Below are 22,334 nucleotides of genomic sequence, written 5' to 3'. Positions count from 1 at the left end.
TATACTAAGTTGCTTTAATAATTCCGAAATTAAATTGTAGTAAAGATATCAGCTCATCCAATTGATATTCGAGATTAGAGAAGAACTGCTCAATTGCCGATTGAAACTCCTCAAAATACTGGTAGAATTTGTTTTTTATAATTTCTTTCTTTGTGTACTTCCAAAGCCTTTCGATCAAGTTTAAGTTTGGGCAATACGCAGGCAGGTACACCAATTCAATATTCAATTTTATGGCTGCGGCTTTTACTTCTGCTGCATGGTTGTAACGGGCATTATCCAACACCAAATATATTTTTCGGGTTTTCTTTGTTCCTTTCCGCAGTTTTCGTAAGAAATCCACTATCTTTTTTTTATCGCAATTATCTTCCGTTATAAGAGTAGTTGCTTTCATTGTTAAGATGTTTATCCCTCCAATAATATTAATTCTTCTACGACCTGTATTTGTCTTTACTTCTTTGGTACCCTTGTTACCTTTGAACTGCCATGCGTAATCTGTTTTGCTATTATGAACCTGATGCATCGGGTCAAAAAAAATGAGCGCATCTTTATTGCCTATACACCTTTTACGCAACCTCTTTAATTTGGCTACGAATTTTCGCTGAATATTTTCCGGAGCTATTTTTGAAGGACGCCCCTTGGTCTTTTTGTAAGAACAATGGAGTTTTTTTTACAATAACGGAAAAGCCAACTATGTTCTACCGCCAGTTGGTGTTTTTGTAATATGTATCCCTGCAATTCTTTTATGCTTGACACGATTTTCTTATCAACATAGGCGCTCACGTCATCTTTAATCTCATCCAAATGCGATATGCGCCTTCCTTCATAATCTAATACCGACAGCCCTTTTAACCCGCCTTCTATAAATATTTTTAGCCAGTCTGTAATCGTATCAATATGAACGCATAATAAATCAGCAATTGTTTTGTTCGTCAAGCCTTGTCGCTTGAAATGAATGCATTGATAGCGCTTCAATATCTTGGCCTGTTCCGTCTTTTGTAATAGGTCCTTTAATTCTCTTTGTTCCTTTACTGATAGGGAAATTTTGTAACTCATAGTTTTTCAACAAAGTTACAAAATCGGAATTATTTAGACAATATAGTATACAAAGAAAGGTTGATCTTGTTTCCCGTAAAGGACTGAGGGCTCAAACATTTGATTTTATTAAGCAGGAAATAGAATATGTCTAAGCGTTCGGATATTTTACTGGTACGGATATGATTGCTGCTGCAGAGAAGATAAATGATTACACCGATGGGTTTTCTTTTGAAGAATTTTGTGCCGACAGTAAAACATCTGATGCGGTTATAAGAAATTTTGAAATAATAGGGGAAGCCGCCAACAGGATAAGTGAACCACTGAAAGAAAAATACCCGCACATAGAATGGCATAAAATACACGGTTTTCGTAACCGTATTGTTCATGACTACATAGATATTGATTACGAAATAGTATGGCAGATTAAAGAAACCTATTTGAATGAATTGCTCATTCAATTGAGAAGAATTACTGCAGTTTAATCATTCTTGCTTCTTGCAATACTTTACTGGTTGCTCAATGCTATAATATACATATTTACTTATCGCAGCATTTGTTTCCATGTTTAGGTTCAGCCATTAACTACGGAATGCATTGCAACTTTTGCACTAATATTTTTTAAAGATAATGTTGTTACTTAAGTTATAATAGAAATGAATAATCAGGTTCAAATCGAAGATTTGATAACACTGCGACGTAGTCGTGGAGACTACGCCGAGCGTGGGTATCTTTAGCTATGAAGACCCGCGGCGACAAATATGATGAAGAAACTATTGCAGTAAAAACCGCAATGTCCTTGCCCTGCACAAAGCAAGGCTAAGAGACATTGCGGGAAAGGGAAAACTCAATGCCTGCCGGAAAGAGCGGTATAATTTTCAAAAAGTTGCCGGCCTGCTGGCTGATTATGGTTTTGCCTGTTTAAAACTGGATGATGACTGGCAGGGGGCAGATTTCCTAACCCAGCATTTTGACGGGAAAACATTTAAGAAAGTGCAATTAAAAGGAAGGTTGCATTTTGATAAAAAATACCGCGATAAAGAAATTTATATTGCCTTTCCTTACAGGCAGGATTGGTACCTGGTTGAACATGATCCGATGCTGAATGTTTTTCCTGATACCTTTAAAGATTCTATGGCTAAGAGTGAATCCTGGCAAAAAAGGGGCGTATATAACTGGAATGTATTAAGCCCGAAAATACTCGAGCTGATAAAAGATTGTAAGCTTGTTCTCGTAAAGCACAATTGCGGGTAGTTGTGATTATTTGTTGCCCGCATGTAATTGTTTGTTGGCATCCTGCCAACAGCAAATAAGTTTATTGCAAATGTGATACTGTAAATTTGCATGTTGATGGCCGATGTACACAGTAAAGCAGTAAGAAGCTATAATATGAGCCGCATTAAAGGGAAGGATACCAAACCTGAAATGCTGGTGCGCCGCTTTTTACATGCCAATGGTTTTCGTTACAAGCTGCACGATAAAACCCTGCCCGGTAAACCCGATATTGTTTTACCAAAATATAAAACTGTAATTTTTGTACATGGCTGTTTCTGGCACGGACACGAAGGCTGCAAATATTATGTTGTGCCTAAAACCAGAACAGAATGGTGGCTGAATAAAATAAACGGCAATATTGCCAATGATGCCAAAGCAACGGCTGCTCTAAAAGAGCAGGGATGGAAAATTATTAGTCTTTGGGAATGTGAATTGAAACCCGCTTTTGTTCAAAAAACCCTTGAACTGCTACTTCAAAAATTTTAGCAATCTTCTTCGCACATTTTACGCAACGTGACTTATAAGCAAATGTACTATCAATTTAATAATCTTATGTTCGCTGAATGAATAATTCACCGATAACTGTGCCTCACTACAACCTTTCTGTATTTCTTATTTCAGATCAACCTGTAACATGCCCTTATTGTGGCGCAAGAGCCAACTGGCTTGCCGATTTTCATCATACCAATGCTCAGACTCAGATGTCTATACTTGAATGCAGAGATCATGAGTATTCTTATTTATTCATTGTCAGGGATGAAGTATTTATTGAATAAAAATATTTCTTCTGTGATAATCCAGAAATTGTTGATGAGGCAAAAACCTGTTCGGTTTGATAATTTCTTTCTGATGATAGGGAATAAAATAATTAGTAATTACTTCTTCTTTCTTTTTGTGTAACAACTTATTTGAAACAAGAATTTTGAAATCATCTGTTATTGTAATTAATCCTTTATCAAATGCTTTATCGTGCAGAGCATTTAAACATAAACCATTTTCAGGATTACATGCTTCCTTTAGGTTTTTTGACCATGGTATGATATGGCTTGCAACCAGTAGTTCCGGAATTTTTAAACCCGTAATACAGCATTGTTGATTATAGGATAACAGGACAGATTTTCTGAAAAAACTTTGGTTTACCCTAACCTTAACTATTGTTTCTCTTTCTTTTCCTTCTATAAGTAAATCTGCTGTTTCAATTTCTGCAACCTGCTCCACACTTTGCTTTTTATATTTTGCAAGTATCAGTTCACTTTCATAAGCAAGTTCATTCCAGTTATTATGAAATTCTTCCCATATTGGTTTTTCTGCATTGCTGCCGTGACTCATTCCTTTTACACGACGCTTTTGTAATTCAGGATCAAGTCTTGCAAAATTTACAAGTTTGAAAGCAATGGCAGATGGCGTACGACCAATAAGATTAGCAAGCTCTATTACTTCAGGTTTTGTGTATTTAATTTTTGTGAAAGATATTTTTGTGCAATACCAATGGAATGCAAGAATGAGTTCTTCTCTGGACCAGTTATTTTTTGGCATAATTACCCTCCCTTTAAATATTCATAAACCCCTGGAATTCCAACTCGGCTATCATGAGAATTTTTCTTTTGTAATAATTCAGCTTTATATGGATTAACTAAAGAACAGATATACTCGACGCTGCAATCAACATTTTGAAAAATAAATGTATCAGTGTATTTAATTTTTGCTTTTGCTTTAGGATAAAGTGTACCGCTATTATTTTTAGCTTGCAAATGATGTTTAGCTTTAAATATTGCAACTAAGTCAATTAATTCTTCACCTTTAATAGGAATAGCTGGTAAATAAAAGTGGCTTTCACTTTTATTTGTTTCAATTGAATTTGCTATAAAACCTTTATCTCCAATACTTAACTTTGAATGATCAATTAACTCAATAAATTCAATATATTTTGTTTTAGGGTTTGCTAAATCACAATCGGGTGTCGTTATAAACCCGTAACATGATTGTTTTCCTACAGTTGTTTTTATAATATCAGCGCAGGAAAGAAATGTTGGGTGAGATTGGTGATACAAAATTTTACTTACGATCATTTTTCTTTGCTCAGGAGTTGTAGCAGGATTTTGTTCTCCTAATTCTGAGATTAAATTCGCAATTTCATTTCTAAAGCCTGAATCGGAAATAATTCCTTGCAGTAAGAGATTTACAATAAAGTCATTTGTCCAATCAATGTTGCCATTATCTGATACAATTCTTTTGTAAGCAGACGCAATATTACCATCCGGTATGTTATTCAAATTCCAAAAAGTTGCATGAATTTTAGAGTAAATTTCTTTTAAGTAAATATTAGAGAGTTTGGCAGTTGTATTCGCCGTTAACCAATTTTCAACTTTGATTTTAATATCCGTAAAATTCCCTTTATCAACTTCGCAAATTAAATTATGAGGAAAAGTAATTGCCCCTGATTCCTTTACCTGTTTAAAATTTTCAGAGTGAGCAGAATAAATTAAAACTGGAGCAAAGTATGTTCCTTCAAGTTCTTTCAGAACAAGTTGACTTAATGATGAATCATCTTCTTCAAGAAACCAATCTAAAACAATACAATCGAACAAAGCTTTGCTTTTTATATATTTTAACCCCTCATCTTTGTTATCGCACAAAAAAAGTTCAATTCCAGTTCCTTCAAAACCAGATATAATAGATTCTTCCTCTTTGAAGCAATCATCGTCTATAATTAAAATTCGTTTCATTATTCTTTAATGTCATTAAAAACTATTTTGAATGTTGCGCCTGAAAGAAGTCCTTTATAATCCTCTTCATTGATAAGATATATTCCAAAATTTTTTTCATCTAAAATTTCCTTTACAATATAAAGCCCGAGACCTCTTCCATCTTCTCCCTTCATTGAAAAAAAAGGATCAAATATTTTATCCCTGTACCGGGTTGCAATTCCTGGTCCGCTGTCGGAAACATAAACGGTTTTTTCTTTCGCATCAATCAGGATTTTGATTTGCTTTCTGTCTGTTTCTGATTTTCTTGAACACCAGAAAATTGCATTGTCAATAAGGTTATTAAAAACCTGCATGCATGACCCTTCACGCATTACTAAATTAAAAGAGGTGCCTTCTACATTTATTTCAATACCTGCCTTTTCAATAAAAGGTTCCTGTAATGAAATAGTGTTATTAATGACTTCAAGAATATCTAATTGCTTTTCCTTTGCAACTTTTTTAATGTAAAACATTGGGCCTAATAACCTAATGTCATTTCGGAGTGCTTCTAATGCGCCGTTAATAGAATCAACCTCTTTTCTTGTTTTTCCATCAGTAAGGTCAATCCTCTTTTTAAGTCTTTCCAGTGCAGATAAAGCACCACTAACAAGGCGGGCAAATTCATGTGTAAACCTTTCAGCAGCTAAGCCTGTTCCTGCAAGATTGAAAAGGATTTGCCTGTCTTTTTCAAGAACATCAATAGTATCTGTTACGTGTTGTTTTAATTCAGTTATTTGTTGGCCAACTCTATTTAATAATGGGGTTGTTTCATGGGCATTTTGAATATCAGATTCTTCTACTTTCTTTTTTATTTCATCCAAATCTGACTGTACGACTTTTACCCTATCCTCAATATTTTCATTTGCTGTTTTTTCTTTTTTAGGATATACTTTTTTCCTATCTTCTTCTCTCTCTGCTTCAAATAACGTTATTGCACCCAGAATTAAGTTTCTGAATTTATCATAGTACTCATTTTCAATAAGCCCTTCACGATTTGTTTTATCTTGCAAATGATTATTTACTTCCTGATTTATTTCAATCATTCCAATAATCTGATCGTTACTAATTTTATACGATTGCTGTATTCTGCGGTTATCTAATTTTAACCAATCATTTCCAGGTTCGCCATAAGGCATTATTCTTATACCGTCACGATAAACATTTACCCCGCTCCATTCTTTTAAAATATTCTTATCAATGTTTGCTGACCGTAATTTATCAGCACTCTTATCATATACATAGAGGTTTATCAGGAATTCTCCTATATTAATTTTATTATTTAATTTATAATCTGTTTCAGAAATATTTGCAGTATGTGAACTTTCTCTCGTTTTAAATCCAGGCATTTTAAACTGATAATCATAATCCACATCACCCTTGTCATTTATGATAGCATAGAAGGAATAGGGAGCTTTTTCCAAAATATCTGTTGTCTCAAGATTTTTATATTTTTCAAATTCAGCCGGACAATTTTCAAAGTTTAATTTAACATTAAAATCATTTGCTCCCTTAAAAGGACTTTTCATTCTTTTCAAGGTGTTTGCAATTTTGCTTACGTCATCTTCTGTCCAGTCTGATTTAAGTTTGGTAATTTCAAGTATTGTACCTGTTTCTTTATATTTAAATTTATCTGAAATCTGCATTTCATAATCAATAGTTACTTTATGCAGGTCTTCGCCTCGTTGCTCAAATTTTGACCAATCAATATCAACAAAAAGTATTTGCTCGGTTTCGATTGTTTTTGAAAACATTTTTAAGTGATTGCCAATTTGCTGTGCAGCAAAGCGACCAACACCTTTTTCACCAAGCGGTAGCCTTCCAAGTTTTGATCGTTCTTTTTTTTCTTTTTGTTCTTCTTTGTGCCCTGTTGCAGGATTCATCCATTTTTGAGTGAATGTTGGTAAACTCATTCCAGTTCCATTGTCTCTGATTACAATTTTTGCTTCTTGGGTATTGAGAGAAAACATTAGAATATCTACTTGTGTAGCATCGGCATCGTAAGAATTTTTCACCAATTCAATAATTCCTACAGTAGCATCTTTTATCAGTTGCTCACCAAGAATTTTTATAAGCCTTGCTTTGGGTGTAAAGTTTATTTGTTGCATTAGTCTGTATGCTCTCTGTTTGTTTTACATATCCTCATGTTTGTCATAATAGGATGCTGGTATTGCGGTGAAATAATAATACTTCTGCCTTGTCCTAACGTAGGCACATCATCCCAGATGGCTTCATTTACATTGCCGCCTGAAATTTTCAGGGCGTTAAGATTTCTGTTTCCCGTTGTTTGATGAATAATTTTTGTATTGCATAATTCAAAAATTTCTTCCGGTAAATGTGAGGGTTGTTGCGAAATGAAGCATAACCCTAACCAACGTTTTCTTCCTCTTCTTGTAACTTCACGCAGGCGGTCAAGCAGAGCTTCCATTTTTGAAGCATTTTCTTTACTTACAAAAGTGTGTGCCTCTTCAATGAAAATTATTGTTGGTGGCAAATCAGGGTTGGCAATTTTACTGTCAAATATTTTACGGAGCAAATAAGCAATTACAATATTGTTTACCTGGACGGTGTATGAATTGCTCAAATCCAAAACAGAGACTTTCCCTGCTTTTAAAAAATCCCCTACATCAAGCAAATCGTCAGTCGAATTAAATATCCCAAAACGTTCTAATCGTTTAAGTAATCTTTTTACAACAAGCCATGATGCTTTTGACGAACCTGTTTGTTTGTTTATTTCATCGTTGAGTTTTTCAAGAAGTGACCGAATAGTAAGGTCTGGATATTCAGGTTCTTCGTGAAAATTATTTTCATTAATAGCTTTCCATTGGTTCTTGGGGTTTTTTATTTTGGTTGAATTTACTGCAATGTCTGCAACTTGCTTATCCCACAAATCAATAAATCTGTCTTCCTGCGTCTCATTCATTCCCATAATTGCAGAAAGTTCGTAAGGCGATAAACTTCCGAACGGAATACTAAATTCTAAACAGTCGCTACGCTTACTGTCTGTTCCGGCAGGATTGTAAACCTGAAATGATTTTAACCCTTCCGGTGTTATCTGATATTGTTCTGCTTTCTTTTTTAGTCCAAGATTGTGTTCTGTTTCAGAGTTAGGCTTATCCATTGAAATATATTCTCCCTCAACATCTAAAACCACAACTGCCCAACCCGCTGCCGCCGCTTCTTCAATCAAAACCTGTGCTGAGTTTGTTTTTCCTGAACCTACTGTTCCGAAGATGCCTAAATTTCTTGGCAGCACCACTTTTGAATTTGCATCAAGGTAAACTCGGATTCCCTCGTAACCACTCAACTGGCCCAAATACATATTGCCTTTAAGTTTCAGCAATTCCTGAATTTTATCAGGTGGCAAATTGAATACCGGTGATTTCGGATGTGGTCTTGTCTGAACCCCAGAAAGATGCGATGAGTTGTAATGAAACAAACCAATTAATTCACAATAGCCAATACCGTGATAGTCAGGAATAAATGCAATATCTCCTGCCTGAACAATAGATGCTTTTGCAAATGCAGAATCCCTGCTTACTGCATCAGGCGTAAAAAATGGTCCTCTTGTAAGTCGTGCCAAATAGTAATTGCCTTCTACGTCGTGAGGAATGATTACATATTTTCCCCTTGACAACTCTCTGAGTTTATTATAAGGCACCCTGATTTCAACTTCGTTGTTTGAACCAACGCCCGAATCAAAGTTTACAAATCCTAATGCAAGTTTTTTATCAAGTTCCATACTTTACTTTTGTCTTAAAGTTTCTTCCGACATTTCGGATAAAAATTCTCCTTCTCTCGCCAGTTGATATTCAATGATTTTATTGAAGTCGCTTGCTTTGAAATAAGTCGAACAAAGATTATCTGCATAATCCACGAGCAAAGGGAATCCCTTTTCTTTCTGAAACATGGCATCACGGGCAATTAGTCTTGCTGCCAAATCAAAAATTTCTTCGTGTGCATGAAAAACATAAGGCCGTTGTGAAATTTTTATTACACCAACTTTTATTTTCATTGCTCTCTGATTAATAAAGTTGTTCACTTTCAGAAAATCATCTTCACGCCAGCGGTCTTTATCTTTCAGTAAGGTTCTGTCCTCAACTATTTCAAGTCCTACGGACTTTTTTAACTGAATATATTCTCCTGAATTAAGCGAAAGCCCGATTCTTATATAAGCATCATTTTGTGAACGGGAAACAATACTGAAACATTTCCTGTTTGCAATTATTTTTTCAAGGATTTCAACTGTTACATCCAAAATTTTCATTTCAGCTTTTCCCGGATTCGCAAGCATCTCAAAGGGAATTAACGGGCCATGATAGACTTTATATTTGTCTTTGAACTTATCGTCAAGTCCAAGTTCCCGTTCACGCACCTGCAAAGCAGCACGCAATACAGGTGCAGACACAACTTTATTTACTGTTTCATGTGAATAGAGATAATCAGTAACATCGTTTATATCCTGTTTGTATTTTGCTTCTGAAATAAAATAGGAGTGCTGGATTTTTTCATTGAGATAATTCACTGCAACAACTCCAAGTTGGGCCATTGTTCCTGTAATTGTTTTATGTGTTGCTATTGTTCCATCAATTCCAACAACGTTACCGGATGCAAGAAGATTTTTTTCCGCTGTTAAGTCATTGGGTATTTTCTTTATCTTAAAATTTTTTTCAAGAAAATCGCGGATTGCTTTCTTATGCTTCCTTCCTTCAGCAATGTCTTTTGAAAGTTCAGCAGAATACTGATTGATACCTTCAGCTATGTAATCTTCATAACTGATCCACGATTTCTGATTAAGTATGTCACGAAAAGTTGTACTCATGTTAACCAAGCTGATTTCTAAGCGCTATGGCAATTTTATACGCCATTAATGGCGGCACAGCATTTCCTATTTGTGTAAACGCGGCAGTTCTTGGTTGTTTTTCTTTTATTCCTTCAAAATAAAAATCATCCGGAAACGATTGAATTCTTGCAGCTTCCCGTACTGATATTGATCTTAATTGTTTAATATCAGGATGAATAAAGTGATGACCATCTTTAGCAATATGTGCAATCATAGTATGTGGCAATATATCAATCACTTTAAATCTGTCCAGAAAATCTTCAACGTTTTGCTGGGTTCTCTGATTTTCCGGTATCTCATCATTTTTTAAACGCCTGCCTTCAGTTTGCAGTTTCTTTATTGCAAGTTTATAAATATTAAGATCGTTATTATTATGCGGCCTTGTTATATGCTGTGTCACAAAATCTACGCCGTTACGAATTTCAGTATTTCTCAAATAATTATTTGGCGTTTTTATTGTATAATAACTTATTCTGTTATGATGAGCGGGTTTCACTGCTTCAAGATCAGAAAAAATATCATCTCTCGTCCAGTTATGTTCGATCTTTTCAAACTCAGGATAGCTGAAGTCAATGTCTTCACGCCAGCCAATAATTATAAGTCTTCTTCTGTTTTGAATAACTCCAAAATCATAACTGTTTAGCTCTCTGTCATCCATTTTATATCCTAACTTCCTGAAATATGTTTGCAAAGCACTGTAATGTTTACCATTATCGGCAGTTTTTAATCCCGGCACATTTTCAAAAACAAAAAATTTAGGCCTGTACCTTTCGAGAAATTTTCCGTAATGTTTATATAAGGTTTTACGTTGGTCTCTTTTTTTGTGTTTCAAGGCAGCTCTGCCTATATAGGAATAGGCCTGACAGGGTGGCCCTCCTATAATCAGATCTATGTCTTCTTCTCCTTTAAATTTGTCAATTTTATTAAAGATAGCGCTATTGTTTTTACCTATAAAAGCATTGATGACTGTTGAAAGAAGGCTATTTGGAATTTTACTATATAACTCTTTCCGGTTTATTTCCCCCCGCAGGTATTTATAATATTCTTCGGGCTGATTTGTATTTTTCAGGTAATAGTATGCTATCCTGGTCTTTAAGGTAAAGCAGGCCGACTGATTTGATTCAACATGAGCAATCGGTGTAAATCCGGCCTTTTTGAAGCCCTCAGATAACCCACCGGCCCCTGCAAAAAGGTCAATAAAATTCATATGCGCTAAAGTATAAAAGATTTTTAGCACATAAACAAATAACCTAATATTTTTACAGATCAATCCTTAACTCAATAAGTTGAATTTTTCTAAAAAATATAATTGCTTACCGCAATGAGAAAAGGATCACAGCAAAAACTAATTCTTGCAATTATAAAAGGTTTGCGCAGGCGAAGACTAAGTGAAGAAAAATCATTCATGATTAATTCAAACTCATTACCAAGCCATCAATGTTATCTTGAATTTTCAGATGGTTCAATAGCTATTGCAGAAGCAAATCCTTCAAAAACTGATTTTAGAATTATTAAACAGCTTAATGATTTTGAAATAAGAAAACTGAGAAAAATGTTTAATCTGTATAAATAATTTACACCTTATTAATGTTACTTATAAGTATAATCACTTCGTCTTTACCAGCAACTCTCTAACGTCCACATCAAGAGTCTCAGCAATTGCAAATAGAGTCTCCATCGAAGGTTGAATGTCATTTGTACAGTATTTCGAGATAGTTGTTTTATTCATTCCCAACTGATCTGCCAGCCAAATATTGGTTTTATTTTTCTCGGCCAAGACTGATTTTATGCGATTATAAATTTTCTTCTTAACGGGCATGTAATGTTTTTTAACACCAATAAAGTGTCAATATAAACAACTTAAAAATTTATAAAACTTATCAAAAAACCGTACGAATACTTTATAATGCATTTATAATACATTATATTTGCTTTCAAATGCACTAAAATGAATTGTTCTACCCAACTCTCCCAACTCCGCCACCTCATCCAACAACACGAGGCACCCGAGGCTGTATTTATACTGGCAACTACTGCCATTCAATACAACAACCTGTTCTTTACCGTACCGCAGTCAACAGCACCAACCAACGCTTACTTGTTACTGGTAATAGCAGATGCCAGCGCAGAGCAATGCGTACAAATGCAAAGCACACTGGAGAATATATTGCAATCCATAGCCACCGTAACGGTTTGGTGTATACCGCTCAGTCGCTATAATGAGCAGTTGCAGCAGGGCGGCTATTTTGCCTGCACCGTATTTAAACAGGCAGAACGCCTGTTCGCAGAACCCGATGCAGGTTTTATACCACCGGTTACCATGCCGCTGCACAACAGCTATGACAGCCACTGGCACCAGCGGGCATTAGAGTTTTATGCAGGTGCAGAACTGTTCGTCCTCTGCAAACAATATGCTATGGCGGCCTTTCTTTTGCACCAGTGCGCGGAGCAATGTTTTACTTCCATTGTATATAACCAATGCGGTTACCGGCCCGTTACAAACAACCTGCTGTTGCTGTACCGCTATGCCTGCTGGTTTCAGCCTTTACTGCACACACTGTTTCCGTCACCGCCATCAAAAGAAGACAGCCTGCTGCACACCTTACAAAAGGCTTATGCATGCAGCCGCTACACGAATGAATATTCCGTTAAAGGCCAACAACTCGGGATAATAAGGGAAAAGATGAGAGTTTTGCTGGATATGAGTTGCGAGCCATGAGCTGTGAGCAGTGAGCTGCAAGCTTCAGGCCGCAAGCTGCAAGGACGAACCTTTAACCTTACACCTTCTGCCATGAAACATGAATCATAAAAACAAGCCCACTATGATAACGGAATACAGGCATGCCCGATAAACCCCGGGGGTTTCAAAAACCCCCGGGGTTTGATAGATGCCATAAACCATAAAAACAGTTCACATGATAACAGAACATAAACATATAACCGGCGCTTATACAGCCCTCCGCCATTTCTTTGAAATATTTGATTTGCCATCTGCCAGGGATTACATTCAAACATCATTACTGGCAGCCAACAGCAGCAGGCTCTGGAAAGGAGCATGCCCTGCCGACCTTGTTTATTTTTATGAAGCGTATAAAAAGCTGTTGAATGCTGCTGTGATCATTGCCGGCAGCAGTTGCACAAGGCAAGCAGCCATTATTGTTCCGGCAGGCGGCAGACCTGTTCAGAGAACATACTATGCATTAGCTCCCTTAAGTATAACCTGACAGGTTTAATTGTTTAGAATTTCCGCTCCCGAAGACCAAAACCTGTCAGATTTAACCCGCATGCATTAGCTCCCGGCAGAAAGCTTCTGTTTCAGCGGGGTATGTTGAATATGGAGTATCGGCGCCCTTTAAACCCCGAGGGTTTTTGAAACCCTCGGGGTTTTTACTGTCCGGCATCGTCTCCTGGTAAGGGACGCTGCATTGAGCCCTTCACCCCACATTCTTTTTACTGTCAAGCAACCAGGGCAATATAGCAAGAATGAATTATCCATTGTATAAAATTGGGAGCAGGCATTATTGGTTCGGGCGCAATTGAGTCGGCACATAGAACGGTGGTACAAAAAAGGATGAACCAGTCCGGGCAAAGATGGAGCCGGAGAGGCGCGCAGAATATGTTGCACCTGCGGGTTACAAAAAAGAATAATCCGTGGTCAAAAATTGTTGAGCTCACCAAAAAGAACTTTTCCAAAGCAGCCGCCTGAAAGCGAAAATTTGAAATGCGCCCACAGCTTGCAGCTTGCAGCTATTTAATTAACTTGCGCCTCCACAAAAAACAGTATGACAGATATATTCTACGATTTTGGGATGATAGGCCTTGGTGTAATGGGCAGCAATTTTTTGCTGAATATGGCAGATAAGGGATATAAAGCAATTGGCTTTGACCTTGATGCAGCCAAAGCCAGAAAGCTGGAAGAAGAAGCTACGCCCGGCACCATAGTAAAAGGCGTAAATACGCTGGAAGAAATGGTAAAGCAATTAGATAAGCCCCGCCGCATTATGATGCTGGTGCCTGCCGGCAAACCGGTTGATACCGTAATCCAAAAACTTTTACCGCTTATTGATAAAGATGACATTATCATTGATGGCGGTAACTCGCACTATACAGACACCTTGAAAAGGCTGGAAGCGCTTAAAGGCAAAGGCATTCATTTTATGGGCATGGGTGTAAGCGGCGGCGAAGAAGGCGCCCGCAAGGGCCCGAGTATTATGCCCGGCGGCGATTGGGCAGCCTGGAAACGTGTGCAGCCCGTACTGGAGGCCATTTCCGCTAAGGTAAACGATGAACCTTGCGTAGCGTATATGGGCAAAGATGCGGCGGGCCACTATGTAAAAATGGTGCATAACGGTATTGAATACGCTGTTATGCAACTGATAAGCGAAGCGTATGATGTAATGAAACGCTGGCTTGGTTTAAGCAACAGCGAACTGGCAGGCGTATTTAAGCAATGGAATGAAGAAGATCTGGAATCTTTCCTGATTGAAATTACCAGCAAAATATTTTTACGAAAAGATGACGAAACAGGCAAATATCTTATAGAGGTTATTTCTGACAAAGCCGGTTCTAAAGGCACCGGCAAATGGACATCCCAGGATTCGATGGAACTGCCTGTTCCCGTTCCCACTATTGATATAGCTGTTGTATTGCGCATCGTTTCCGATTTCAAGGAAGAAAGGCTGGCTGCCGCTGAACTGTATCAGCCCAAAACAAAGCCTTTCAAAGGCAATAAAGATGCAGAGATAAAAAAAATAAAAGAAGCTTTATACTTTGCCACTATTGTAGCTTATGCGCAGGGCCTTTCCATGCTGCACAAAGCTTCTTCCGAATTAAATATGGATATTCCTTTGGCAGATGTGATAAAGATATGGCGCGGCGGCTGTATCATCCGCTCATCGCTGCTGGAAGTGTTTTATAAAGCATATAAAAAAGACGAAACGCTCCCTAATATTTTATTGAACAAATCCATAGCAAGGCTTATAAAGAAAACAGAAAAAAATGCAAGGGCAGTAGCCAGGCTGGCTATGCAAAACAAAATACCGGCCATGGCCTTAACCAGCGCCATCGGTTATTTTGATGCCTATTGCACGGCCTCTATGCCCACTAATTTAATACAGGCGCAGCGGGATTTCTTTGGTGCACACACCTACCAGCGCATTGACAGGGAAGGCATTTTTCATACAGAATGGGAAGAAACCCTCAATCCCTAAAGGGGGAGTTTTGAATATGCATGAATTTTAAAAGTTCAAAAAAAATTAAAAAGGAAAAACAACAATACATGGCTTCAAATAACAACAAACCAAAAGCTTCGGTAATATTTATTTTTGGGGGAAGCGGCGATTTAAACCAGCGCAAGCTTACACCTGCTCTATACAACCTTTTTATTGATGGCTGGATGCCGGAAAAATTTGCCATAGTGGGCCTGGGAAGAACCCAGTATTCTGATGATAAATTCCGGGAACATTTATCGGAAGGCATTCAGCAGTTTAGCCGCCGCAAGGAAAAGAATGGTATATGGAAAGAATTTTCGCAGCATATTGGCTATATGCCCATGGATGCTGAAGATGAAGCCGCTTATAAAGGATTGGCCGACCGTGTGAAAGAATATGAAAAAGAATGGGGCATAAACCCTAACGTGATTTTTTACCTCGCAGTGGCGCCGCAACTGGTGCCTGACATAGCCAAAAAATTAGCCACTATAAAACTATGCAGCGATACACAAACCACGCGTATTGTGGTGGAAAAACCATTTGGCCACGATTTAAAAAGCGCAAAGGAATTAAACAAGCTCCTCACGTCTTTATTTGATGAAGACCAGATTTACCGCATAGATCATTACCTGGGCAAAGAAACCGTTCAAAACATACTGGCACTACGTTTTGCCAATGCCATGTTTGAGCCGATATGGAACCGCAATTTTATTGACCATGTTCAGATAACCGTTGCAGAAACCGTGGGTGTGGAAGAGCGCGGCGGCTATTATGAACAAAGCGGCGCTTTGAGGGATATGGTGCAAAACCACATCCTGCAGCTCTTATGCATGGTGGCCATGGAACCGCCTGTTAATTTTGAAGCCAATGAAATACGCAATAAAAAGGTTGCCGTATTAAATGCCATTCGCAAATATGACCGTGCCGATGTGCAGAACTATGCGGTGCGCGGGCAATATGGCGATGGCTGGATGAAGGGCAAAAAAGTAAAGGGATACAGGCAGGAAGATAAAGTAAACCCGCAATCAAATGTAGAAACCTACGCTGCCGTTAAATTTTATATTGATAACTGGCGCTGGCACCGCATTCCGTTTTATGTGCGCACAGGAAAATACCTGCACCAGAAAACATCTGTGATTACCATACAGTTCAGGCCGGCGCCGCACTATGCTTTCCCTGCGGAAGCGGCGGAAACATGGCGGCCCAACCGTTTAACCATAAGCATTCAGCCTGAAATGGATATACGCCTTCGTTTCCAGGCAAAGCGCCCTGGGCAAACCATGTCGTTAAGCCCGGTTGATATGATATTCAGCTATGCGGAAGCCTATCCCGAGGATCATGAGCCGGAAGCTTATGAAACCTTATTGCTCGATGTAATGGAAGGCAACCCAGCACAGTTTATGCGTGCAGACCAGGTGGAAGCAGCATGGGAAGTGGTAATGCCGGTTATAGAAGCATGGGAGCAACGCCCGCCGATTGATTTTCCCAATTATGCGCCGGATAGCTGGGGCCCTGAAGATGCCGAAGCCTTAATTGCAAGGGATGGGCACAACTGGATTAACCTGCCTTCAAAGAGCGAATAGATTTGCATTAACAAAGCCCGGCGCTTGCTTTAGCGTTGTGGTTAACAGAACAGGGGGTGATCAGTTGTGAGCGTACCCCTGCCATTACGATTATCCATTACTGACAATCCACACATAATTTAACGCTAATATTATAATTATCCTGCTGGTTTTTTAATTTGCGCTTTGCAATAAAAGCATTGTTATATGAATGAAAATATAGCCGGCATAAGAAAAGATTATAGTTTGCTTTCTTTAGATGAAGCCAATATTGCTGCCAATGCCATTGAACAATTCACCCGGTGGTGGAACGATGCCCTGCAGAGCGAAACAGAAGAGGTAAATGCAATGACTTTGTCAACAGCAACCAAAGACGGCAAACCATCGGCAAGAATAGTGCTGTTGAAAGATTATGATGAAAAGGGCTTTGTTTTCTTCACCAATTACAAAAGCCATAAAGGCCGCGAACTTGCAGAAAACCCTTATGCAGCACTAACATTTTTCTGGAAAAAGATGGAACGGCAGGTAAGAATTGAAGGTATGACAGATAAAGTAAGCGATGCAGAAAGCAATGCTTATTTTATCTCAAGGCCTGAAGGAAGCCGCATAGGCGCCTGGGCTTCTCCGCAAAGCGCTATTATTGAAAACCGCGCTATACTTGAAAGCAATATGGCACATTATACAAACGAATTTAAAAACAGCATTCCCCGGCCGCCACACTGGGGTGGTTACCGGGTAATGCCTCTTAAAATTGAATTCTGGCAGGGACGCAGTAACCGCTTGCACGACCGCATCTTATATACCAAAACCAATGAAGGGAGTTGGAAGGCTGAACGATTAGCACCATAAACCAATTGTGCTATTCAGGTTTTTCTTCTTTTTTAACCGGCTTTGCAGGTTTTGCCGGCCTGCTTTTGCCAAAAGAACCTTTGAATATCTTTCCCTTTTTTGTTTTCTTATCTCCTCTGCCCATAATTTATATTTAATGAATACGAAGAATTATAAAGATAGTGTTGTATTGACTAATAAATTTCCTGTTCCAGGTAAATTGTGAGTAGTCAGTTTGTAAATACTGCTATCAGGGATTTATCATTCAATGTAGTTTAATCAAGAAAAACATTCAATATTCTCCGCCGGACGGGCAGGAATGTTCAATTGTAAACATTGGTAAAATGAATATTGAGCATTCCTGCCCGACTGATTCGGTCAGGCGGGGATGATTGAGCATTTTAAAAATATTAAACCTTAACTAAACCATATTGATTCACCACTCACTATTATAACTTAGCTGATAATTCTTTACCGGCTTTAAAACGTGCAACTTTTTTAGCCTTTATCTTAATGGCTGCACCTGTTTGAGGATTACGGCCTGTGCGTGCATTGCGTTTTGTAACAGAGAAAGTGCCGAAGCCAACCAATGTAACTTTATTTCCTGATTTAAGCGCTTTGGTAACAGCGCCGGTAAAAGCATCAAGTGCCGCGTTAGCCTGAGATTTGCTAAAGCCTGCATCGTCAGCAATTTTAGCAACTAATTCAGCTTTGTTCATAGTGTTTTGTTTTGAATTTTTAATGGGCGACAAATGTATTTGTTTTTACACTCGTAAAAATATTTTTTGCATTTGCATTGTAATTATTCTGATAATTTATTCTATCACTTCAAGCAATGTTCTGAAAGCAATAAAATTATCGCCCCATTTATTATTATAATCTTTTCTTATAGCACCGGCATATAACTCCATATAGCGGTTATATAGCGCCTTGCTTTCTGCAAAATACTGCACTATATAGGTAGGGCCGTCTTCTTCATCCTGCTCATGCAGCTTTAACAGTTGGCTACGCACAAAACAATGGGTGCTTAGCATGTCAGGTATATGCTCTGCCTGCATCCATTCAAGCCAGGCATCGTGAATGTTCCAGTTAAGCTTTGTTGTAACATTATAGATGAACATAATGGAATTTTATTTATGCATTGGTTGTAAACCTTAAACTTTAAATGAAGAAGCAGCAACCGTAAAACAACCCGTGAGCAAGCGAGCCTGTGAACGTTTAAACCGGTTTTTACAGATCAATCTCAAGATAAACCGGGCAGTGATCGCTGTGTTTCACATCAGGATAAATTTCCGCATCTTTTATATTGTTCTTTAATGGCCCGGTCACATTAATATAATCAATCCGCCATCCTTTATTCTCCGCCCTTACCGAAGGAAAACGCTGGCTCCACCAGCTATACCGGTGTGGCTGCGGCCTTACTGTTCTGAATGCATCCACCCAGCCATTGGCAAACAGCTTATCCATCCATGCACGCTCTTCCGGCAAAAAACCGGAGGTTTTTACATTGCCTTTGGGATTATGAATATCAATTTCTTTATGGGCAATATTGTAATCGCCACACAGAATAAGTTTGGGGTGCGTTTGTTTTAATTTTTCGAGGTAATTAAAAAATTCTTCCAGCCATTCATATTTAAATGTTTGCCGCAGGTCTCCTGTTGTGCCCGAAGGAAAATAAGCATTGATCAAACGCACATCGCCAAAATCAAGCTGCAGCACACGGCCTTCATCATCGCTTAGTTTATGGCCCGTGCCATATATAACATCGGATGGCTTAATTTTGGAAAAAACAGCAACGCCGCTATAGCCTTTTTTTTGCGCCGAATACCAGTAATCATAATAACCCAGAGCGGTTATCTGTTCATGGGCCACATTGTCTTTATGCGCTTTTGTTTCCTGTATGCAGATAACATCGGCGGGATCAGTTTTAAGCCAGTCGCACAGGCCTTTGTTTAAAGCGGCACGAATGCCATTTACGTTGTAACTTATGATGCGCATAGCAAAAGTTTGGCGCAAGATAAGGTTATAACAGAGGCTTTTAATGACAGTTTATTGACGAATATCAACTTTGTGTTAACAATGCAGCAAACTACTTTTGCAAACTAAATTTTTTGTATGCATTTAAAACCGGTAACTGTTGTGGATGATATTACGCCTGAAGATTTCAAGCGTAATTATTTCGGCACAAAGATGCCTGTTGTAATAAGAAATTTATCAAAAAACTGGCCGGCTTACAGCAAGTGGAACTGGGATTATTTTAAAGAAATAGTAGGCGATAAAAAAGTAGGCATTTACAATAATGTGAAAAGCGATGCTTATACACCTGTAAACAAAGCCGATGATTATACCACGTTTGGCGAATATATTGACATGATAAGAAAAGGGCCTGCCGCATGGCGCATTTTTTTATTCAATATATTCAGCCATGCGCCGCAGCTTACCCGTGATTTTACCTGGCCCGATGAATACATGAAAGGTTTTGTAAAACGTGTGCCGATGTTATTCACCGGCGGACAAGGTTCCATTACCCATATTCATTTTGATATAGACCTGAGCCATATTTTGCATACCCAGTTTGCAGGCAGAAAGAAAGTTTTGCTCTTTCCTTATACAGAACAGCACAAGCTCTATCGCAAGCCATTTGAAGTATTAAGCCTTGCCGATTTCAGCAATTATTATGATGAAACAAAGAGCAGGCTGGATACAAAAAAATTCCCCGCCATTAAAATTGCCAGCGGTCTTGAAGTTACGCTTGAGCACGGCGATACTTTGTTTATGCCCGGCGGTTACTGGCACCACATGGAATATTTAGACAGCGGCTTTGCCATGAGCCTGCGCGCCCTGAACAGTTCTGCCGCCGGCAAGCTGAAAGGCTTATGGAATATAGCCGGCATGCGCAACATAGATACGCTGATGAAGAAGGTTATGCCGCATATATGGTATAACTGGAAGGAAAAGAAAATATTTGAAGCGGCCAATAAAGAGCTTGCTTTGAGCAAAGCCCAGTGATGCCTCCATTAACATTGTTTGCTGCTTTTGAAAATATTACAAACCGTGCTAACAGAAAAATGAAAGCCGTTATCAAAGGAATGTTCTTCCCACGGCATAAGATTCAAAATAATTACATATAAAGTTTGTTTCAGTTTGTTTGTCATTATATAAACTCCTTTAATCATATACTTCGAAGCTGGTTGTGAGTTTATTGCCTTTATGACAGGGCTTTCAAATACTCCTGCAGCATAATGGTGGCGGCTATCTGATCAACATTTCCCTTTTTCTGCCTGTCTTTTTTCTTCATGCCCATTTCAACCATGGCCTGCGAAGCCAGTTTGGAAGTATAGCGTTCATCAACCGTTTCAATCTTCATTAAAGGAAAGTCTTTTCTAAATTTTTGTATAAACTGGTGTACCAATGGTGTGGCATGCGTATCGCTCTCGTCCCAGTTCTTTGGCTCGCCGATCAATACCAGTTCTACTGCTTCCTGCTGAAAATATTTTTTAAGGAAAGGAAACAGGTCTTTGGTTTCAACGGTTGTTAAAGCCGAAGCAATAATTTTTAGAGGATCGGTTACGGCAAGGCCGGTACGTTTTTTACCATAATCAATGCAGAGAATACGGGCCATAATTTTAGATAGTTTGGCGCACAGAGCCAGGGAGTAAACAGAGAATCAGTATAAATCCTCCTCTGCTGCCTCTGTTTACTCTGTGCGGAACATTTTTCGGATAAAACGAATGTATAAAATCAATTCAAAAAAAGATCGGTAATTACCAGCACGCCAAACACTACGCTGGCGATGCCATTGGCCGTCATAAAGGCGAGATTTACCCTTCTGAGATCATCAGGTTTAACAATAGAATGCTGGTATAACAACATGCCACAGAAAACAGCAATACCTATCCAGTAAACAAAATGAAAATGGCCATAGAAACCGGCGGCAATAACGCAGGTTGCACTAAGCAAGTGCAACAGTTCAGAAACATGCAATGCTTTTGATTTACCGGCAACCGCGGGAATGGAATATAAATTTTGGGATTGATCGAACTCAACATCCTGCAAGGCATAAATGATATCAAACCCGCTCACCCAGAATATTACGGCAAATGAAAATAATATCGGCAGTATATCAAACCTTCCCGTTACTGCAAGGTAAGCGCCAATGGGCGCCAGCGATAAGCCAAGCCCTAACACCAGATGGCAAAGTGGTGTAAACCGTTTTGTATAACTGTAAAACAATACCACAAACAATGCAATGGGAGACAGGAAGAAACAAATTTTGCTGATGAAAAATGTTGCAGTTATAAAAACGATGCAATTCAATATTACAAAACGCAATGCGCTTTGCGGAGATATAATGCCTCTCGGGATTTCGCGGATGGCTGTGCGTGGATTTCTGGCATCAAAGCTTCTGTCGAGGTAGCGGTTAAAAGCCATGGCGGCGCTGCGGGCGGAAACCATGCAGATGAGAACGAGTATGAATTTGTTGATAAGTTGATAAGTTGACAGGGTGATAAGTTGATTAGTAAAATGTGTTCCCGGAATTGATGAATTATCAATATTTTTTTGCAAAAAATTTGTTTGAAGTACTCCTAAAAAGAAACCAATTAAAGCAAATGGCAATGCGAAAATGGTATGGGAAAACTTTACGAGTGATAAATAATTTTTAACCGTGGTCATGCTGCAAAAATAGAGTTGAAATTGTTAATGATGCCTATTCGAGAGTATAAAATAGATTGTGTAAACGGATTTAAGTAACTGCATTTAAAGCCGGCATCTGTTTTCAAAGATAGTTAAGAATTGATGGAGAATGAACCCCCAATTTTGGATGGGCATACTCCATTTT

Annotated in this window: 25 protein-coding genes; 10 read left to right on the top strand and 15 right to left on the bottom strand. The window is 38.4% G+C overall.

Annotated elements, in window-relative coordinates; all coding sequences use genetic code 11:
- Window positions 1-4: 4 nt before the first annotated feature.
- Both QM629_RS11135 and QM629_RS11130 read right to left on the bottom strand, forming a co-directional pair.
- Window positions 5-619, bottom strand: coding sequence for an IS630 family transposase (locus QM629_RS11135; protein ID WP_415159945.1), 615 nt, complete (start codon window positions 617-619; stop codon window positions 5-7).
- A complete protein-coding gene (locus QM629_RS11130; RefSeq protein ID WP_415159943.1) occupies window positions 616-1,053 on the bottom strand; it encodes a helix-turn-helix domain-containing protein in 438 nt (145 codons plus the stop codon). Before QM629_RS11130 ends, QM629_RS11135 begins: the two co-directional genes overlap by 4 nt.
- Before the next feature lie 161 nt (window positions 1,054-1,214).
- On the opposite strand from QM629_RS11130, the gene QM629_RS11125 reads away from it, so the two are divergent.
- The 3 genes from QM629_RS11125 to QM629_RS11115 all read left to right on the top strand — a co-directional run bounded on the left by QM629_RS11125 (window position 1,215) and on the right by QM629_RS11115 (window position 2,793).
- On the top strand, window positions 1,215-1,517 hold the full coding sequence (locus QM629_RS11125) for a DUF86 domain-containing protein (protein ID WP_415159942.1): 303 nt from the start codon (window positions 1,215-1,217) through the stop codon (window positions 1,515-1,517).
- Window positions 1,518-2,025: 508 nt separating this feature from the next.
- Window positions 2,026-2,286 (top strand): hypothetical protein, encoded by a 261-nt coding sequence (locus QM629_RS11120; RefSeq protein WP_415159941.1) that lies wholly within the window; start codon window positions 2,026-2,028, stop codon window positions 2,284-2,286.
- Between the two features lie 96 nt (window positions 2,287-2,382).
- Window positions 2,383-2,793: a very short patch repair endonuclease gene (locus tag QM629_RS11115; protein WP_415159940.1), complete on the top strand. Its 411-nt coding sequence runs from the start codon at window positions 2,383-2,385 to the stop codon at window positions 2,791-2,793.
- Window positions 2,794-3,072: 279 nt separating this feature from the next.
- Here the strand turns inward: QM629_RS11115 and QM629_RS11110 are convergent, their stop codons facing one another.
- The 6 genes from QM629_RS11110 to QM629_RS11085 are packed head-to-tail and all read right to left on the bottom strand — an operon-like array spanning window position 3,073 to window position 11,101.
- The gene (locus QM629_RS11110; protein ID WP_415159939.1) at window positions 3,073-3,843 is read right to left on the bottom strand and encodes an HNH endonuclease; all 771 of its coding nucleotides are present in this window, start codon (window positions 3,841-3,843) and stop codon (window positions 3,073-3,075) included.
- 2 nt (window positions 3,844-3,845) lie between these two features.
- Window positions 3,846-5,033: a hypothetical protein gene (locus tag QM629_RS11105; RefSeq protein ID WP_415159938.1), complete on the bottom strand. Its 1,188-nt coding sequence runs from the start codon at window positions 5,031-5,033 to the stop codon at window positions 3,846-3,848.
- Complete coding sequence (locus QM629_RS11100; protein ID WP_415159937.1) at window positions 5,033-7,159, bottom strand: ATP-binding protein; 2,127 nt, start codon at window positions 7,157-7,159, stop codon at window positions 5,033-5,035. Before QM629_RS11100 ends, QM629_RS11105 begins: the two co-directional genes overlap by 1 nt.
- On the bottom strand, window positions 7,159-8,793 hold the full coding sequence (locus QM629_RS11095; RefSeq protein ID WP_415159936.1) for an ATP-binding protein: 1,635 nt from the start codon (window positions 8,791-8,793) through the stop codon (window positions 7,159-7,161). Before QM629_RS11095 ends, QM629_RS11100 begins: the two co-directional genes overlap by 1 nt.
- Window positions 8,794-8,796: 3 nt before the next feature.
- Complete coding sequence (locus tag QM629_RS11090; protein ID WP_415159935.1) at window positions 8,797-9,873, bottom strand: hypothetical protein; 1,077 nt, start codon at window positions 9,871-9,873, stop codon at window positions 8,797-8,799.
- Window position 9,874: 1 nt separating this feature from the next.
- A complete protein-coding gene (locus QM629_RS11085; protein WP_415159934.1) occupies window positions 9,875-11,101 on the bottom strand; it encodes a DNA cytosine methyltransferase in 1,227 nt (408 codons plus the stop codon).
- A 114-nt stretch (window positions 11,102-11,215) separates the two neighbouring features.
- On the opposite strand from QM629_RS11085, the gene QM629_RS11080 reads away from it, so the two are divergent.
- The gene (locus tag QM629_RS11080; RefSeq protein ID WP_415159933.1) at window positions 11,216-11,467 is read left to right on the top strand and encodes a hypothetical protein; all 252 of its coding nucleotides are present in this window, start codon (window positions 11,216-11,218) and stop codon (window positions 11,465-11,467) included.
- 33 nt (window positions 11,468-11,500) lie between these two features.
- Here QM629_RS11080 and QM629_RS11075 read toward each other — a convergent pair whose 3' ends face one another.
- Window positions 11,501-11,713: a helix-turn-helix transcriptional regulator gene (locus QM629_RS11075; RefSeq protein WP_415159932.1), complete on the bottom strand. Its 213-nt coding sequence runs from the start codon at window positions 11,711-11,713 to the stop codon at window positions 11,501-11,503.
- Window positions 11,714-11,842: 129 nt separating this feature from the next.
- Here QM629_RS11075 and QM629_RS11070 point away from each other — a divergent pair, with 129 nt between their 5' ends.
- From QM629_RS11070 to pdxH, 5 genes are all read left to right on the top strand, one after another.
- Window positions 11,843-12,613, top strand: coding sequence for a HEPN domain-containing protein (locus QM629_RS11070; protein ID WP_415159931.1), 771 nt, complete (start codon window positions 11,843-11,845; stop codon window positions 12,611-12,613).
- Between the two features lie 196 nt (window positions 12,614-12,809).
- Window positions 12,810-13,118 carry a hypothetical protein gene (locus QM629_RS11065; RefSeq protein ID WP_415159930.1) on the top strand — a complete coding sequence of 103 codons (309 nt, stop codon included), beginning with the start codon at window positions 12,810-12,812 and terminating at the stop codon, window positions 13,116-13,118.
- A 558-nt stretch (window positions 13,119-13,676) separates the two neighbouring features.
- Complete coding sequence (gndA, locus tag QM629_RS11060) at window positions 13,677-15,104, top strand: NADP-dependent phosphogluconate dehydrogenase (protein ID WP_415159929.1); 1,428 nt, start codon at window positions 13,677-13,679, stop codon at window positions 15,102-15,104.
- Window positions 15,105-15,172: 68 nt separating this feature from the next.
- Window positions 15,173-16,687, top strand: a complete 1,515-nt coding sequence (gene zwf / locus QM629_RS11055) for a glucose-6-phosphate dehydrogenase (RefSeq protein ID WP_415159928.1) — start codon at window positions 15,173-15,175, stop codon at window positions 16,685-16,687.
- Between the two features lie 186 nt (window positions 16,688-16,873).
- Window positions 16,874-17,515 (top strand): pyridoxamine 5'-phosphate oxidase, encoded by a 642-nt coding sequence (pdxH, locus tag QM629_RS11050; protein WP_415159927.1) that lies wholly within the window; start codon window positions 16,874-16,876, stop codon window positions 17,513-17,515.
- Window positions 17,516-17,525: 10 nt separating this feature from the next.
- Here pdxH and QM629_RS11045 read toward each other — a convergent pair whose 3' ends face one another.
- The 4 genes from QM629_RS11045 to QM629_RS11030 all read right to left on the bottom strand — a co-directional run bounded on the left by QM629_RS11045 (window position 17,526) and on the right by QM629_RS11030 (window position 19,492).
- Window positions 17,526-17,639, bottom strand: coding sequence for a 30S ribosomal protein THX (locus QM629_RS11045; RefSeq protein WP_415159926.1), 114 nt, complete (start codon window positions 17,637-17,639; stop codon window positions 17,526-17,528).
- Window positions 17,640-17,943: 304 nt separating this feature from the next.
- Entirely contained in the window at window positions 17,944-18,237 is a 294-nt protein-coding gene (locus tag QM629_RS11040) for an HU family DNA-binding protein (protein WP_415159944.1), read from the bottom strand.
- A gap of 72 nt (window positions 18,238-18,309) precedes the next feature.
- On the bottom strand, window positions 18,310-18,615 hold the full coding sequence (locus tag QM629_RS11035; protein ID WP_415159925.1) for a DUF4286 family protein: 306 nt from the start codon (window positions 18,613-18,615) through the stop codon (window positions 18,310-18,312).
- A 109-nt stretch (window positions 18,616-18,724) separates the two neighbouring features.
- Window positions 18,725-19,492, bottom strand: coding sequence for an exodeoxyribonuclease III (locus QM629_RS11030; RefSeq protein WP_415159924.1), 768 nt, complete (start codon window positions 19,490-19,492; stop codon window positions 18,725-18,727).
- Window positions 19,493-19,609: 117 nt separating this feature from the next.
- On the opposite strand from QM629_RS11030, the gene QM629_RS11025 reads away from it, so the two are divergent.
- Complete coding sequence (locus tag QM629_RS11025) at window positions 19,610-20,503, top strand: cupin-like domain-containing protein (RefSeq protein WP_415159923.1); 894 nt, start codon at window positions 19,610-19,612, stop codon at window positions 20,501-20,503.
- 199 nt (window positions 20,504-20,702) lie between these two features.
- Here the strand turns inward: QM629_RS11025 and ruvX are convergent, their stop codons facing one another.
- Both ruvX and QM629_RS11015 read right to left on the bottom strand, forming a co-directional pair.
- Window positions 20,703-21,116 (bottom strand): Holliday junction resolvase RuvX, encoded by a 414-nt coding sequence (gene ruvX / locus QM629_RS11020; RefSeq protein ID WP_415159922.1) that lies wholly within the window; start codon window positions 21,114-21,116, stop codon window positions 20,703-20,705.
- A 119-nt stretch (window positions 21,117-21,235) separates the two neighbouring features.
- The gene (locus tag QM629_RS11015) at window positions 21,236-22,168 is read right to left on the bottom strand and encodes a UbiA-like polyprenyltransferase (protein WP_415159921.1); all 933 of its coding nucleotides are present in this window, start codon (window positions 22,166-22,168) and stop codon (window positions 21,236-21,238) included.
- Window positions 22,169-22,334: the final 166 nt, after the last annotated feature.

It is taken from the genome of Parafilimonas sp. (genome assembly GCF_047606085.1).
GTDB lineage: Bacteria > Bacteroidota > Bacteroidia > Chitinophagales > Chitinophagaceae > Parafilimonas.
Note: the sequence above shows the minus strand (reverse complement) of the source record. Positions and strands in the feature narration are given on the sequence as shown.